Source organism: Kitasatospora sp. NPDC059577 (assembly GCF_042735475.1).
Classification (GTDB): Bacteria; Actinomycetota; Actinomycetes; order Streptomycetales; family Streptomycetaceae; genus Kitasatospora.
Genome location: NZ_JBHWBZ010000006.1, coordinates 122,424 through 136,919 on the forward strand (window position 1 = coordinate 122,424; position 14,496 = coordinate 136,919).

Sequence of the window (14,496 nt, forward strand, 5' to 3'; positions counted from 1 at the left end):
GTTGTCTTTTTTTTAACCCCCCCCCCCGGGCGGTAGCCCGCCCCCCGGGGGGGGGCCCCCCCCCCCACCGGAGGTGGGGGGCCCGGGGGCCCCCGCACCGGCGGGCCCTCGTCGTGCGTGCCCGTGCGTCTCGTGCGTCTCGTGCGTCTCGTGCGTCTCGTGCGTCTCGTGCCCGTGCGCGCTCGTGCGTGCCCGTGCGTCTCGTGCTCGTACGCCGCGCGCTCAGGACTGCCGCGGCTCGCCCTTGATCAGCGCGAACGGCGCGCCGTTCGGATCCGCCAGCCAGGCCAGCCGGCCGACGTTCTCCACGTCCGCGGCGGGCATCAGCACCGAGCCGCCGGCCGCCGTCGCCCGGGCGATCACCGCGTCCACGTCGGAGGCCGCGAAGTACGGCGTCCACGCGGACGGCTGCTCCGGGGACATCGTCGGGGCGATGCCGCCGAAACTGGCGTCCTGCTGGTCGCCCTCGGCGGTGGAGACCACCCGGTAGGTCATGCCCGGCGACGGCTCGAAGTTCTCCACCCGCCAGCCGAACAGCTTCTCGTAGAAGGCGAACGCGACGTCCGGGCCCGAGGTGTGCAGCTCGGACCAGACCAGCGTGCCGTCCTCGGAGACGACGTCCAACCCCTTGGTGTCGCCCGCCTGCCACACCGCGAACTCGGCACCCAGCGGATCGGTGAGGGCGGCGAACCGGCCCGCCTGCATGACGTCCGTCGGCGGCACCCGGACCGTCGCCCCGGCCTGCTCGGCGGCCTTCACGGTCGCGTCCACGTCGTCGGTGCGGAAGTACGTCGTCCAGGCCGACCGCGCCCCCTGGTCGAGGTTGCCGATCGCGCCCACGGTCCTGCCGTTCAGCTGGAGGAAGCCGTAGCCGCCGGTCTCGGGGACCTCGTGGAAGACCCAGCCGAAGACGTCGGCGTAGAACCTCGCCGTGGCCGAGATGTCCGGGCTGCCGAGGTCGATCCAGCAGGGGGAGCCGGCGGGGAAGTCGGTGGTGAGCATGGAGTGGTGCCCCTTCGACGGAGAGTGACCGGGGCGGTTCCGTCGGGCGCGCGCACGCCCCCACCCCGGCCACCTGCGAGTCTGCACCCGGGCACCGACATCCGCAGCCGGGAGGCGGCCGCCCCGGGGGTCCGGGCGGGTCGGGGCGATGCGTCAGACGTGGGGACGAACCGAGGCACGGGGGCCGGTTCGGAAGCGTCACCGACGATCCCGGAAGAGGGCCCGTCGCTGCGGCCCGTCGCTGCGGCCCGGGGCGGCGTCGCCGCTTCGGTGGGGGCGAAGCGGCGACGGGCGACCGGCGGTGGCCGGTGGGGGCGGATCTTCGGGGACGGGGACGACGTCCGGTTCGCTCAGGGCAGCGGGAGGACGTGGCGGAGGGCTTCGACGGCGTCGGGGTCGCCGTCGACGGTCAGGGTGGTGCGGGCGCCGCGGCCGTAGGTGAAGAGGACCAGTTCGCCGGGCTCGCCGGTGAGGTGGACGGTGGGGGTGCCGGCCGGGCCGACGGTGAGGGAGCGGCCGTCGGGGTGGGTGAGGACCAGGCGGACGGGGGAGCGGCGGCCGGCCTCGAAGCGGGCGATCATGGGGAGTCGGCGCCACAGGGCCTCGGCGCGGCCGGGCGGCAGGGGCTGGGGCGTCGGGTCCCCGGTGGCGCGCAGGACGTCCTCGGCGTGCACGAAGTACTCGACGGTGTTGGCCGCCTCGTCCGCGCCGGGCAGGGCGAAGGGCGAGTACACCGGCGGGCCGGAGCGGAACAGCCGCAGCAGTTCCTCGTAGGGTCGCGCGGCGTAGTCGTCCTGGACCCGCCGGGTCCGGGCGGCCAGGGCGGCGATCCGGATGCCGGCCGCCGCGTCGGGCCGGTGTTCCCGGATCACCAGGTGGGCGGCGAGGTCCCGGGTGGTCCAGCCGGCGCAGAGGGTGGGGGCGTCAGGACCGGCGGCGGCCAGGAGTTCGGTGAGGCGGTGGCGTTCGGCGAGGGCGTGGTTCGACATGGCGTCAGCCTAGAGCGGCGCGTTACGGGCGGAGGTGGCCGGTGAGCTTGGGGCCGTTCTGCTTGTTGCTGCCGGTCAGGGTGCAGGTGTAGTCCCGCCAGCCCTGCTGGTAGTTGACCAGGGCCGGGCCGAACTGCCGTCCGTAGTAGGTCTTCCCGTCGCCCTGCCTGGCCTTGGCGGCGGCCTCGGCCTCCTTGCAGCCGTCCCGCATGGCGAGGGCGATCGGGACCTCGCCGGTCAGGTTGTCGGCGAGTTTGAGGTCGGCGATCACCTCGCCGTCGTGGTCGCCGGTGCAGGGGCGCTCCTCGGCCCTGGTGATGACCGGGCTCAGCTGCGGGTGGTCGAAGCAGGTGCCGACCGGGAAGAAGGCGTAGGGCGGTTGCGGCTTGGTCGGGGTGGGCGTCGGGGTCGGGGTGGGCGTCGGGGTGGCCGTGGGGGTGGGCGGGGGCGGGGCGGCGGCACGTCTGGTGTCGTCCGGCCAGAGCGCGGCGGTGGCGACCACCGCGAGCAGGACGACCAGTACGGCGATGACGGTGAGGACCAGGCCGCGGGACGGGTGGGAGGCGGCGGCTGCGGGCGGCTGCTCGGGGGTCATGGCCACGAGGATGGCCCACGAAGGGGCCGCCCGGCAGGCGGTTGGCCGAACTCACCCCGGACGGACGGCCCCGGCGACCGCGGGTCGGACGGACCGGCCGCCCCGGCCGGGCGGACTGACACAATGGGCCGCATGTCCACCACACCCGCCACTCCCGGCACCACCGCCCTGGCTCCCGAGATCGCCGCCCGCCTCAAGCGCACCGAGGACGGCCTGCTCCCGGCCATCGCGCAGCAGTACGACACCGGCGAGGTGCTGATGCTCGGCTGGATGGACGACGAGGCGCTGCACCGCACCCTGACCACGGGCCGCTGCACCTACTGGAGCCGCAGCCGCAGCGAGTACTGGGTGAAGGGCGACACCTCCGGTCACGTCCAGGCGGTCAGGTCGGTGGCCCTGGACTGCGACGGCGACACCCTGCTGGTGAAGGTCGACCAGACCGGAGCGGCCTGCCACACCGGCGACCGCACCTGCTTCGACGCCGACGTGCTCCCGCTCTCCTGATCCACCTCCCACCACCCACGCCAGAACTCCAGAAGGTGCCGCCCCGCATGGACCTCGAAGCCTTCCGCAAGCTCGCCGTCGACACCCGGGTCATCCCGGTCACCCGCAGGCTCCTCGCGGACGGCCTCACCCCGATCGGCCTGTACCGCAGCCTCGCCGAGGAGCGGCCCGGTACCTTCCTGCTGGAGTCCGCCGAGCAGGGCCGCAGCTGGTCGCGCTACTCCTTCGTCGGCGTGCGCAGCGCCGCCGTGCTCACCGCGGACCAGGAGGGCAACGCCCGCTGGCTCGGTACCCCGCCGGTCGGCATCCCCACCACCGGCGACCCGCTGCAGGTGCTGCGGGCCGCCCTGGAGGCGCTGCACACCCCGCGGCACCCCGACGACGGCCTGCCGCCGCTCACCGGCGGCCTGGTCGGCTACCTCGGCTACGACGTCGTCCGCCGCCTGGAGAAGTTGCCCGACCTCAACCCGGACGACCTCAAGCTGCCCGAGCTGACGATGCTGCTGGCGACCGACCTCGCGGTGCTCGACCACGCCGACGGCACGGTGCTGCTGATCGCCAACGCCGTCAACCACAACGACCTGGCCAGCGGCGTCGACGAGGCCTACGCGGACGCGGTGGGCCGCCTGGACGCGATGGAGGCCGACCTGGTCAAGCCGGTCGACCCGGGCCTGGCCACCTTCACCCCGGCCGGCCCCGGCGAGGTGAACTCGCCGTTCGGGGGCGCGCCCTACCGCGCGGCGGTGGACGACATCAAGGAGCGGATCCGGGCCGGCGAGGCGTTCCAGGTGGTGCCCTCGCAGCGCTTCGAGGCGCCCTGCCCGGCCACCGCGCTGGACGTCTACCGGGTGCTGCGCACCACCAACCCCAGCCCGTACATGTACCTGTTCCGCTTCCCCGGGCCGGACGGCACCGCCGAGGGCGGCTTCGACGTGGTCGGTTCCAGCCCGGAGGCGCTGGTCAAGGTCACCGACGGCGAGGCGATGCTGCACCCGATCGCCGGCACCCGGCACCGCGGCGCCACCCCGCACGAGGACGCGGCGCTGGCCGCCGAACTGCTCGCCGACCCCAAGGAGCGGGCCGAGCACCTGATGCTGGTGGACCTCGGCCGCAACGACCTCGGGCGGGTCTGCGAGCCGGGCAGCGTCGAGGTGGTCGACTTCATGCAGATCGAGCGCTACAGCCACGTGATGCACATCGTCTCCACCGTCACCGGCAGGGTCGCGCCCGGGCGGACCGCCTTCGACGTGCTCACCGCCTGCTTCCCGGCCGGCACCCTCTCCGGTGCCCCCAAGCCGCGGGCGATGCGGATCATCGAGGAGCTGGAGCCCACCCGCCGCGGCCTGTACGGCGGCTGCGTCGGCTACCTGGACTTCGCCGGGGACTCCGACACCGCGATCGCGATCCGGACGGCGGTGCTGCGCGAGGGCACGGCGTACGTGCAGGCGGGCGCGGGCGTCGTCGCCGATTCCGACCCGCACGGCGAGGACACCGAGTGCCGCAACAAGGCGGCCGCCGTGCTGCGGGCCGTCGCCACCGCCAATACGCTGCGGAGGCCGGAACTGTCCTGAGGCGTGAGGGAGGCGGCCGGGATGCCCGAGGTGCCGTACGACGAGCTGCGCTGGGAGGTCGTGCTGAGCGCCGCGGGGCAGCTCGGTGAGCAGCCGGCGGGCCACGGCCGGGTGCTGTCCGGGGTGGCGGTCGAGTTCCCGGCGGCACCCGGCGGCTCCGCCACGGACGTGACCGTGTTCGCCCCCGACGTGACCGTGCTCGCCCGGGACGCGGTGCGGGGCGGGCGGGGCCGGTTCGGCGCGGCCGGGGTGGAGGCGGTGCTGGAGGTGGCCCGGCCCGGCCTGGCGGAGGCCGGACGGGCGTACGCGCGCAGCGGCGTGCCGTTCTACCTGGTGGTCGACCCGGCGGCGGCGGTCTGCACCGTGCACACCGCGCCGGCCCCCGAGGGGGTGTACCGGGAGGCCGAGCGGGTGCCGTTCGGCAACGACCTGTTCCTGCCGCTGGGCGGGCGGACGGTGGTGCTGCGGACGGACCCGTTCCCCACCCCGGGTACGGACCCGGGTGTCGGCCGGGGGATAGTGGACGGGTGAGCGCTGACCAGACCCCCGCCCCCGCCGCCCCCAGCCGCCGCACGCTCGGCGTGATGCTGCTGCTGACCGTGCTGAGCGCGGTGCTGGTGCTGACCGCGGCCGGGCGGACCTGGGCCGAGGGCCGGGCCGGCACCCTGGACGTCTCCGTCACCGGCGGCGCGATCTCCGAACTGCCCGGTGGGCTGGCCCTGGTGGGCCTCGCCGCGGCCGTCGCGGTGTTCGCGGTGCGCGGCGCCGGGCGGATCGCGGTCGGCGCGCTGACCCTGCTCGCCGGGATCGGCGCGGCCGCCGCCTCGGTCGCCGGGGCGGGGGACACCGCCGCGCTGGACGGGGAGGCCGCCCGCAAGCTCGCCCTCAGCGGTTCGGCGGCCACCGAGGTGTCGCACACCGCCTGGCCCTGGGTCGCGCTGGTCGGCGGCGTACTGCTCGCCCTCGCCGGACTGCTCACCCTGCGCTACGGCCGCGGCTGGCCCGCCATGGGCAGCCGCTACGAGGCCCCGACCCGCAAGGCCCCGGCCCGGGCGGACACCCCGGGCGACCTGTGGAAGGCCCTGGACCGCGGCGAGGACCCCACGGCCGGCTAGGCCCTGCCCGGCCCCTGCGCGGTCCCGTACGGCCCCTGCGGCCCCCGTTCGCACCCGCGGCGCACATGTGACGCGATAGACCCGCCACCCGCTTTGGGTCGCCGGTGTGTGGCCCGGCACAATGGAACCCGTCAACCCGCCGGCGGCCCCGCAGGCCCGGCCGGGCCCCGAGAGCCAAGGAGCACCACTCAGATGGCAGCAGCAGCACACGGCCACACCCCCGCCGCCTGGACCGGCGTCGTCATCTCCTTCGTCGGCTTCGCCATCGCGGGCGTCGCGATGATCCTGCCGTCGGTGCTGCTCGTCTGCGCGGGCCTGGCGGTCGTCGTGGTCGGCGGCGTGGTCGGCAAGGCCATGTCGATGGCCGGCATGGGCCAGCAGCCGAGCGCCAACGTCTACAAGTCGGCCGAGGAGCAGACCGCGGCCCGCGAGGCCCGCGTCGCCGTCGCCGCCTGACGACCGGCCCTCCGCAGGACACGCCTCCCCTCCGGGAGCGCCGTCGTCCGGCACGCCTTTCGCACAACCGAACGGCGGGCGCGTCGCGCCCGCCGTTTCGTCGTTCCCGGGTCCCGGCGCGGGCAGAATCGGGGCGTGAACGCCGCCCCCACCGCCTCCGTCCCGCCGCCCGTGCTGCGCCGGCTGGGCCCGCCGCTGGCCGCGCTCGCGGCGGTGGCCGTCCCCGCCGCGTACGTCGCCGTGGTGGACCCCGACAGCCCCGGGCACTACCCGGACTGTCCGTTCCTGACCGCCACCGGCTGGTGGTGCCCCGGCTGCGGGGGGCTGCGCTGCGTCCACGCGCTCAGCCACGGGGACCTCACCTCGGCCCTGCACGACAACGCCGCCGCCGTCCTGCTGTTCGGTGTGCTGGGGGTGTTCTGGCTGCGCTGGGCCTGGGCCGCGCTGACCGGCGGGCCGGCGCCCCGGGTCACCGTCGGGGGCCGCCGCTGGGTGCTGATCGCGCTGCTCGTGCTGGTCTTCACGGTGGTGCGGAACTCGCCGGTCGGAGCCGGTCTGGCGCCGCCGCTGGTCTGACCGCCGGGCCCGCCCCGGGGCGGGTGGAGGAGCGGTGAAGCCGCAGTTGAGGGCCGCCGGAGCGGGCGTCCGGTCCGCGAGACGCGTGCCGGGCGGATGCGCCCCGCGCTCCCGGGTGCCGATACCATCGAAGTGCCGGCGGGCCACTGCCCGCCCGGCTCTCGCTGGCCAACTGGCAGAAAAGATGGGGGCTCCTGAGTGAGTGTGCTCGACTCGATCATCGAAGGGGTCCGCGAGGACCTCGCCAAGCGGCAGGCCGTCGTCTCCCTGGACGCGCTGAAGGAGCGCGCGGCCAAGGTCCCGGAGGCCAAGGACGGCGTCGCCGCCCTCAAGGGCGACGGGGTCCGGGTGATCTGCGAGGTGAAGCGCTCCAGCCCCTCCAAGGGCGCCCTGGCCTCGATCGCCGATCCGGCCGCCCTGGCGCGCGACTACGCGGCCGGCGGTGCCGCCGCGATCAGCGTGCTGACGGAGGAGCGCCGCTTCGGCGGTTCGCTGGCCGACCTGGACGCCGTCCGGGCCGCGGTGGACACCCCGCTGCTGCGCAAGGACTTCATCGTCACGTCGTACCAGCTGTGGGAGGCCCGTGCGCACGGCGCCGACCTCGCGCTGCTGATCGTCGCGGCGCTCGACCAGCCGGCTCTGGAGTCGCTGATCGAGCGCGCCGTGTCGATCGGCCTCACCCCGCTGGTCGAGGTGCACGACGAGGAGGAGATCAAGCGCGCGGTCGACGCCGGGGCGCGGATCATCGGCGTCAACGCCCGCAACCTGAAGACCCTCGAAGTGGACCGCAACACCTTCGAGAACGTCGCCCACGCCATTCCGGACGGCATCGTCAAGATCGCCGAGTCGGGTGTCCGCGGCCCGCTGGACGTGATCAACTACGCCAACCTCGGCGCCGACGCGGTGCTGGTCGGCGAGTCCCTGGTGACCGGCAAGGACCCGCGCGCCGCGGTCGCCGACCTGGTCGCCGCCGGGGCCCACCCCGCCGTCCGGCACAAGGACTGACACAGCCCGATGAAGATCGCCGCCCGACTCGCCCCCGGTTGCCGCCCGCGCGGCTGCCGCGCACCCGCACGCCGGGTGCTGGGGCGTCGGGTGCGGTACGTGATCGGCTGCGAGCCCGGGCAGGTGCCGGGGCGGCGATGGCGGGTGGCGCACGGCTGACGCCGGCCGGCCGCTGGGACCAGCGGACCGCCGGAGCAGGCCGATCAGACGTCACTGTCGTCCAACTCCCCAAGGGAAACCACCATGTCCGAGAAGGACTACCTGCCCGGCGCCCAGGTGCCGGACGCGCGCGGATACTTCGGCGCGTACGGCGGCCGCTTCATCCCCGAGGCGCTGGTCGCCGCGGTCGAGCAGGTCGCCGAGGAGTACGAGAAGGCCAAGGCCGATCCGGCCTTCACCGCCGAACTCGACGCGCTGCTCAAGGACTACACCGGCCGTCCGAGCCCGCTGACCGACGTGCACCGCTTCTCCGCCGAGGCGGGCGGCGCGCGGGTCCTGCTCAAGCGCGAGGACCTCAACCACACCGGCTCGCACAAGATCAACAACGTGCTGGGCCAGGCCCTGCTCACCAAGCGGATGGGCAAGACCCGGATCATCGCCGAGACCGGCGCCGGCCAGCACGGCGTCGCCACCGCCACCGCCTGCGCGCTCTTCGGCTTCGACTGCACCATCTACATGGGCGAGGTCGACACCCAGCGCCAAGCGCTGAACGTCGCCCGGATGCGCATGCTCGGCGCCGAGGTGATCGCCGTCACCTCCGGCAGCCGCACCCTGAAGGACGCCATCAACGAGGCGTTCCGCGACTGGGTCGCCAACGTGGACTCCACCCACTACCTGTTCGGCACCGTCGCCGGGCCCCACCCCTTCCCGATGATGGTCCGCGACTTCCACCGGATCATCGGCATCGAGGCGCGGCAGCAGGTCCTCGACCGGACCGGGCGGCTGCCCGACGCCGTCGTCGCCTGCGTCGGCGGCGGCTCCAACGCGATGGGCATCTTCCACGAGTTCATCCCGGACGCCGACGTGCGCCTCATCGGCTGCGAGGCGGCCGGCGAGGGCGCCGAGACGCCCCGGCACGCGGCGACCCTGACCAAGGGCGACCCGGGCGTGCTGCACGGCTCCCGGACGTACGTCCTCCAGGACGAGGACGGGCAGACGATCGAGTCGCACTCGATCTCGGCCGGCCTCGACTACCCGGGCGTCGGCCCGGAGCACGCCTGGCTGAAGGACACCGGACGGGCCGAGTACCGGCCGGTCACCGACGCCGCCGCGATGCAGGCGCTGCGGCTGCTGTCCCGCACCGAAGGCATCATCCCGGCCATCGAGAGCGCCCACGCGCTCGCCGGGGCCCTGGAGCTCGGCCGCGAACTCGGGCCGGAGGCCACCATCCTGGTCTCCCTCTCCGGACGCGGCGACAAGGACATGCACACCGCCGCCGAGTACTTCGGCCTGTACGACGAGCCGGGCGCCGGCTCCGCCGGCACCGCCCAGGGGGGTAAGTGACCATGGCTTCCAAGCTCAGCGGGATCCTGGCGGCCGCCAAGGCCGAGGACCGGGCCGCACTGGTCGGCTACCTGCCGGCCGGCTTCCCGACCGTCGACGGCGGCGTGCGGGCGATCAACGCGCTGATCGAGGGCGGCTGCGACGTCGTCGAGGTCGGCCTGCCGCACTCCGACCCCGTGCTCGACGGCGCCGTCATCCAGACCGCCGACGACATCGCGCTGCGCGGCGGCGTGCGGATCAAGGACGTGCTGCGCACCGTCCAGGAGGTCGCCTCCGCGCACCCCGAAGCGGCGGTGCTGGTGATGACCTACTGGAACCCGGTCGACCGCTACGGCGTGGCGCGCTTCGCCGCCGACCTGGCGGCCGCCGGCGGGGCCGGCTGCATCCTTCCGGACCTGCCGGTGGAGGAGTCCGAGGAGTGGCGCAAGGCCGCGGACGCGCACGGGCTCGACACCGTGTTCGTGGTCGCCCCCAGCAGCAAGGACGCACGGCTCGCCGAGGTCACGGCGGCGGGCAGCGGATTCGTCTACGCCGCCGCGGTGATGGGCGTGACCGGCACCCGGTCCGCCGTCGGCTCGCTGGCCGAGGACCTGGTCGCGCGCACCCGCGCCACCACCGACCTGCCGGTCTGCGTCGGGCTCGGAGTCTCCGACGCCCGGCAGGCGGCGGAGGTCGCCCGGTTCGCGGACGGGGTGATCGTGGGCTCGGCGTTCGTGAAGCGGATCCTGGAAGCCGGCGCGGACGAGACGGCGGGGCTGGACGCGGTGCGGGCGCTGGCCGGGGAGCTGGCCCGCGGCGTGCGGAGGCGCTGACGCGCGGCGGAAACGGGTATCGGCGGCCTGCCACTCCTCTGGGGTGGTGGGCCGTCGGCGTTTTCGGGGCGGGGGTCGCTCGGAGGGGGTCGCCCACGGCGAGGGGGCGGGGTGCGGTGTGTTGACTCGGGGGCGGCCCCGAACGGGTGAACAGGGGCGGCGACACGCATCAGCCGGGGTTGACCGGCGTTGAGTGGAGGGACGAGTGCACGGGCGACGTGCACGTGGGTGGCGGAGCGAGCGAAGGGGTGAGCCGGTGCGGGGTTTCCATCAGGCCGTTCTGCTGCGGGCGGCGGCTGCCGCGCTGGCGCTCGGGGCTGCTGTCGGGGTGCACACCGTGGTGGGGCAGGCGTTGGCGAAGCGGGGGGCGGAGCGGGCGGAGCGGGAGGCGGTCGCCTGTGCCGAGGCGGCCCGGTGGGACGCCGTCGAGCGGGCGGAGCACGGGTACCCGGAGTTGTTCGATCCCGGGCGGATGCCGGGGTGCCGCTGACGTACGGGTGTTCGGCGGATTCGGACGAAGTGTCACTCTTCCGGCTTAATTCCTGAATACGGAGGAACCCCCCTTCCTCCCTTACGGTTCGTCAGGAAGTGAACGAGTTTCCCGAGGGGGGTTCCCTGATGGCCGGCCCGGCGGTGCAGCCCGGCGAACCGGCTCCCACGCCGCCGGTGCGGCGGCCGGTGCCGGTCTGGAGCGAGTGGGTCGGCACGGTCGCTCGGCTGGGTCTCGCGGTGGTGTGGGGCTGGGCCGGACTGGCCAAGATCGCCGACCCGGCGGAGGCCGCCCAGGCCGTCCGCGCCTACGAGATCCTGCCCGAGAGCCTGGTCAAGCCGATCGGTTACGGCCTGCCCTTCCTGGAGCTGGCGCTCGCGCTGCTGCTGCTGATCGGGCTCGGCGTCCGGCTGGTCGCCGGGATCTCCGCGCTGCTGCTGCTCGCCTTCATCGCCGGGATCGCCTCCGCCTGGGCGCGCGGCATCTCGATCGACTGCGGCTGCTTCGGCGGCGGCGGCCACGTCGACGAGTCCCAGACGAAGTACCTGCAGGAGATCCTGCGCGACACCGGGTTCCTGTTGCTGGCCGGGTGGCTGCTGTGGCGGCCCCGGACCCGGTTCTCGGTGGACGGCCGGCTGGCGAGCTGACCGTCCGGCCCCGCCCCACTCCCATCCCCGCACACGACGAAGGCCCCCCGACCGTGGATGTCAAGGCAATGAGCGAGAAGAACCGAGATGGCAAGCGCACCGCCCGCGAGCGGATGCAGGAGCAGCGGGCGGCCGAGGAGTCCGCCGCCAAGCGCAGGAAGAAGCTGATCGTGGGCGGGGCCGCGCTCGCGGTGATCGCCGCCGCGGTGGTCGTCGGCGTCGTGGTGCAGAACCAGCGCTCCAAGCCGGAGACCCCGACCGCCGCCCCGGCCGGGACCATCGGCGACAAGAACCTGGTCATCCCGGTCGGCGCGGGCAACGCGCCCTCCGTCCTCACCGTCTACGAGGACCCGCGCTGCCCCGCCTGCGGCACCTTCGAGCGGGAGTTCTCGGCGACCGTCGACCAGCTGGAGGACGCCGGCAAGATCTACACCAACTACCACATCGTGTCGTTCATCGACCGGGCCGTGCCGGGCAAGGGCTCCAAGACCGCGGCCAACGCGCTGGCCTGCGCCCAGGACGCCGGGCACTTCCGCGACTACCACGACGTGCTGTACCGCAACCAGCCGGAGGAGACCAGCGACGCCTTCGGCGACAAGGCCGTCCTGCTCAACCTGGCGAAGCAGGTCAACGGCCTGGACACGCCCGAGTTCCAGGCCTGCGTCAACGACAACAAGTACGGCGGATGGGTGTCCTCGGTGCAGCAGGACTTCGACAAGTCCAGCTACAAGTCGACCCCGACCGTGCTGCTCAACGGCCAGCCGGTCTACCCGAAGAACGGCAGCGAGGAGATCACGCCGGAGAACCTGGCGAAGTGGGTGGACGCCGCCAACCAGGGCAAGCCGCTGGGCACGGCGGGCTCGCACGGCCAGACCCCGGCGCCGACCAGTGCTGCTTCGGAGGCCAACAACCCGTCTCCGGCCGCCGGCTGAGCCCCGTACCCGGCCCACGGCCGTTGTTGTTCGGTTTCTGTGACCCCTGGGGTGTCCGACGCGGGCCGTCGACCCTGTAGCGTCGGAACTGCCATGGATATCGCCTACATTCCCAGCCCGTCGCGGGGCGTCCTGTACCTCGGACCGGTCCCGCTGCGCGCCTACGCCTTCTGCATCATTCTCGGTGTCGTCGTCGCCGTCTGGCTCGGCAGCAAGCGCTGGGTCGCCCGGGGCGGTGCCAAGCACACGGTCGGTGACATCGCCGTGTGGGCCGTGCCGTTCGGCCTGGTCGGCGGCCGCCTCTACCACGTGATCACCGACCACCAGCTGTACTTCGGCGAAGGCAGGAACCCCTGGAACGCCTTCAAGATCTGGGAGGGCGGCCTCGGGATCTGGGGCGCGATCGCGCTGGGCGCGGTCGGCGCCTGGATCGGTGCCCGCCGCCGGGGCGTGCCGCTGCCCGCGTACGCCGACGCCATCGCGCCGGGCATCGCGCTCGCGCAGGCGATGGGCCGCTGGGGCAACTACTTCAACCAGGAGCTGTACGGACGGGCGACCACGCTGCCGTGGGGCCTGGAGATCCACAAGACGCTGCCCAACGGCGAGGTCGTGACGGGCGTCTACCACCCGACCTTCCTGTACGAGTCGATCTGGTGCGTGCTCGTCGCCCTGCTGGTGATCTGGGCGGACCGCCGGTTCACGCTGGGCCACGGCCGGGCGTTCGCGCTGTACGTGGCCGCGTACACGGTGGGCCGGTTCTGGACCGAGTGGCTGCGGATCGACGAGGCACACGTCTACTTCGGCCTGCGGCTCAACGACTGGACGTCGATCGTCGTGTTCCTGGGCGCCGTGGCGTACCTGGTGATCGTCGGCAAGAAGCGGCCCGGCCGGGAGGACCCGGCGACCATCGACCCGGCGGCGCACCTGGAGGAGGACGGCCGGGAGGCCGGGGGCAAGACCGACGGCAAGGTCGACGGCAAGGCCGGGTCCGGAGCCGGTGACACGACGGTCGGCACGGCCGGAAAGGGCGGGGACGGCAAGGAATCGTCCCGGTCCGGGGACGAGGTGCCGGCCGCCGAAACCGTCGCCGTGGCCGCCGAGAAGAGCGGCGAGGACGCCAGGAACCCGATCTGACCTGGGACTTCCCACCGGCTGAGGCCACCCTTCGCGAGGCTTGCGAAGGGTGGCCTCACTGGTGTTCGGACAGCCTTACTTTGCTGGAAATGCCCAGGTCAGGAGGGCTACGTTCAGGGCGACGAACGACGACGGAGGGGAAGAGACGATGACTGCGACCACCCTGGAGCCCGAGGCCGGGCACCACCCCCGGATACCCGCGGAAGGCCACCACCGGGACGTCAACGGGGGCTGGCTGCGCCCGGCCGTGTTCGGCGCGGTGGACGGGCTGGTGTCCAACTTCGCGCTGATGACCGGTGTGGTCGGCGGCGCGGTGTCCAACGGCACGGTGATCCTGACCGGGCTGGCGGGCCTGGCGGCCGGGGCCTGCTCGATGGCGGCGGGGGAGTACACCTCGGTGGCCTCGCAGCGGGAGCTGGTGCAGGCCGAGATCGAGGCCGAGCGGCTGGAGCTGAGCCGCAACCCGCACGGCGAGCTGGCCGAGCTGGCCCAGCTGTACGTCTCGCGGGGGGTGGACCCGGAGCTGGCCCACGAGGTGGCCCGGCAGCTGTCCGCGGACCCGGAGCTGGCCCTGGAGGTGCACGCCCGCGAGGAGCTGGGCGTGGACCCCACCGACCTGCCCTCGCCGCTGGTCGCGGCCGGGTCGTCGTTCCTGTGCTTCGCGCTCGGCGCGCTGCTGCCGCTGCTGCCCTACCTGCTGGGCGCGACCTCGCTGCTGCCCGCGCTGGTGCTGGCGGCGGCCGGGTTGTTCCTGTGCGGCGCGGTGGTGGCCCGGGTGACGGCGCGCAGCTGGTGGTTCAGCGGGCTGCGGCAGCTGGTGCTCGGCGGGGCGGCGGCCGGGGTGACGTTCCTGCTCGGCCGGCTGATCGGCGGGCACGTGGGGTGAGGCCCGTCGAGCCCCGGAGAGGTCCGGACGGCCCCGGCGGGTGCGTGCGACGCCCCCGTCGGGGTCTGTGGGATGACCCAGAACTCTGCATGATTATGCTGGCCAACGCGTGACGTTTCACACATGGGCGCCCTGAGGTGCCTGGCCTAGTCTCATCATCCGGGCCTCGGCGCCGCGGATTCGCATCCGTGGACCGGCTCCCGGAATGGATTCGCAGGCGGCCATGATCGGCTTGTGTGGCGCCCCGGTTTCGCCCCTGTTTCAGGCCGCGGACCGTTG

Annotated in this window: 18 protein-coding genes; 15 read left to right on the forward strand and 3 right to left on the reverse strand. The window is 73.9% G+C overall.

Annotated elements, in window-relative coordinates:
• Nucleotides 1-222: 222 nt before the first annotated feature.
• The 3 genes from ACFV0O_RS08350 to ACFV0O_RS08360 all read right to left on the reverse strand — a co-directional run bounded on the left by ACFV0O_RS08350 (nucleotide 223) and on the right by ACFV0O_RS08360 (nucleotide 2,586).
• Nucleotides 223-1,002, reverse strand: a complete 780-nt coding sequence (locus ACFV0O_RS08350) for a VOC family protein (RefSeq protein WP_380338060.1) — start codon at nucleotides 1,000-1,002, stop codon at nucleotides 223-225.
• A gap of 350 nt (nucleotides 1,003-1,352) precedes the next feature.
• Nucleotides 1,353-1,991 carry a TIGR03085 family metal-binding protein gene (locus tag ACFV0O_RS08355; RefSeq protein WP_380338063.1) on the reverse strand — a complete coding sequence of 213 codons (639 nt, stop codon included), beginning with the start codon at nucleotides 1,989-1,991 and terminating at the stop codon, nucleotides 1,353-1,355.
• A 22-nt stretch (nucleotides 1,992-2,013) separates the two neighbouring features.
• Nucleotides 2,014-2,586 (reverse strand): hypothetical protein, encoded by a 573-nt coding sequence (locus ACFV0O_RS08360; protein WP_380338065.1) that lies wholly within the window; start codon nucleotides 2,584-2,586, stop codon nucleotides 2,014-2,016.
• A gap of 132 nt (nucleotides 2,587-2,718) precedes the next feature.
• Here ACFV0O_RS08360 and hisI point away from each other — a divergent pair, with 132 nt between their 5' ends.
• From hisI to ACFV0O_RS08435, 15 genes are all read left to right on the forward strand, one after another.
• On the forward strand, nucleotides 2,719-3,090 hold the full coding sequence (gene hisI, locus ACFV0O_RS08365; RefSeq protein ID WP_380338067.1) for a phosphoribosyl-AMP cyclohydrolase: 372 nt from the start codon (nucleotides 2,719-2,721) through the stop codon (nucleotides 3,088-3,090).
• 47 nt (nucleotides 3,091-3,137) lie between these two features.
• Entirely contained in the window at nucleotides 3,138-4,661 is a 1,524-nt protein-coding gene (locus ACFV0O_RS08370) for an anthranilate synthase component I (RefSeq protein WP_380338070.1), read from the forward strand.
• 21 nt (nucleotides 4,662-4,682) lie between these two features.
• Entirely contained in the window at nucleotides 4,683-5,192 is a 510-nt protein-coding gene (locus ACFV0O_RS08375; RefSeq protein ID WP_380338073.1) for a Uma2 family endonuclease, read from the forward strand.
• Complete coding sequence (locus ACFV0O_RS08380) at nucleotides 5,189-5,776, forward strand: TIGR02234 family membrane protein (protein WP_380338076.1); 588 nt, start codon at nucleotides 5,189-5,191, stop codon at nucleotides 5,774-5,776. The genes ACFV0O_RS08375 and ACFV0O_RS08380 overlap by 4 nt, the downstream gene beginning before the upstream one ends.
• Before the next feature lie 192 nt (nucleotides 5,777-5,968).
• Complete coding sequence (locus tag ACFV0O_RS08385; protein ID WP_380338079.1) at nucleotides 5,969-6,232, forward strand: HGxxPAAW family protein; 264 nt, start codon at nucleotides 5,969-5,971, stop codon at nucleotides 6,230-6,232.
• A gap of 135 nt (nucleotides 6,233-6,367) precedes the next feature.
• Entirely contained in the window at nucleotides 6,368-6,808 is a 441-nt protein-coding gene (locus ACFV0O_RS08390; RefSeq protein ID WP_360256822.1) for a DUF2752 domain-containing protein, read from the forward strand.
• A 198-nt stretch (nucleotides 6,809-7,006) separates the two neighbouring features.
• Nucleotides 7,007-7,813 carry an indole-3-glycerol phosphate synthase TrpC gene (trpC, locus tag ACFV0O_RS08395; RefSeq protein ID WP_360256820.1) on the forward strand — a complete coding sequence of 269 codons (807 nt, stop codon included), beginning with the start codon at nucleotides 7,007-7,009 and terminating at the stop codon, nucleotides 7,811-7,813.
• Nucleotides 7,814-7,822: 9 nt separating this feature from the next.
• Nucleotides 7,823-7,972: a tryptophan biosynthesis modulator TrpM gene (gene trpM, locus ACFV0O_RS08400; protein WP_380338081.1), complete on the forward strand. Its 150-nt coding sequence runs from the start codon at nucleotides 7,823-7,825 to the stop codon at nucleotides 7,970-7,972.
• A gap of 84 nt (nucleotides 7,973-8,056) precedes the next feature.
• Nucleotides 8,057-9,316, forward strand: coding sequence for a tryptophan synthase subunit beta (gene trpB / locus ACFV0O_RS08405; protein WP_380338084.1), 1,260 nt, complete (start codon nucleotides 8,057-8,059; stop codon nucleotides 9,314-9,316).
• Between the two features lie 2 nt (nucleotides 9,317-9,318).
• Nucleotides 9,319-10,128 (forward strand): tryptophan synthase subunit alpha, encoded by an 810-nt coding sequence (trpA, locus tag ACFV0O_RS08410; RefSeq protein WP_380338087.1) that lies wholly within the window; start codon nucleotides 9,319-9,321, stop codon nucleotides 10,126-10,128.
• 256 nt (nucleotides 10,129-10,384) lie between these two features.
• Complete coding sequence (locus ACFV0O_RS08415) at nucleotides 10,385-10,618, forward strand: hypothetical protein (protein WP_380338089.1); 234 nt, start codon at nucleotides 10,385-10,387, stop codon at nucleotides 10,616-10,618.
• Nucleotides 10,619-10,716: 98 nt separating this feature from the next.
• On the forward strand, nucleotides 10,717-11,265 hold the full coding sequence (locus ACFV0O_RS08420; RefSeq protein WP_380338092.1) for a MauE/DoxX family redox-associated membrane protein: 549 nt from the start codon (nucleotides 10,717-10,719) through the stop codon (nucleotides 11,263-11,265).
• A 68-nt stretch (nucleotides 11,266-11,333) separates the two neighbouring features.
• Nucleotides 11,334-12,197, forward strand: a complete 864-nt coding sequence (locus ACFV0O_RS08425; protein WP_380338094.1) for a DsbA family protein — start codon at nucleotides 11,334-11,336, stop codon at nucleotides 12,195-12,197.
• A gap of 93 nt (nucleotides 12,198-12,290) precedes the next feature.
• Nucleotides 12,291-13,331 carry a prolipoprotein diacylglyceryl transferase gene (gene lgt / locus ACFV0O_RS08430; RefSeq protein ID WP_380338097.1) on the forward strand — a complete coding sequence of 347 codons (1,041 nt, stop codon included), beginning with the start codon at nucleotides 12,291-12,293 and terminating at the stop codon, nucleotides 13,329-13,331.
• A gap of 148 nt (nucleotides 13,332-13,479) precedes the next feature.
• On the forward strand, nucleotides 13,480-14,217 hold the full coding sequence (locus ACFV0O_RS08435; RefSeq protein ID WP_380338100.1) for a VIT1/CCC1 transporter family protein: 738 nt from the start codon (nucleotides 13,480-13,482) through the stop codon (nucleotides 14,215-14,217).
• Nucleotides 14,218-14,496 lie beyond the last annotated feature (279 nt).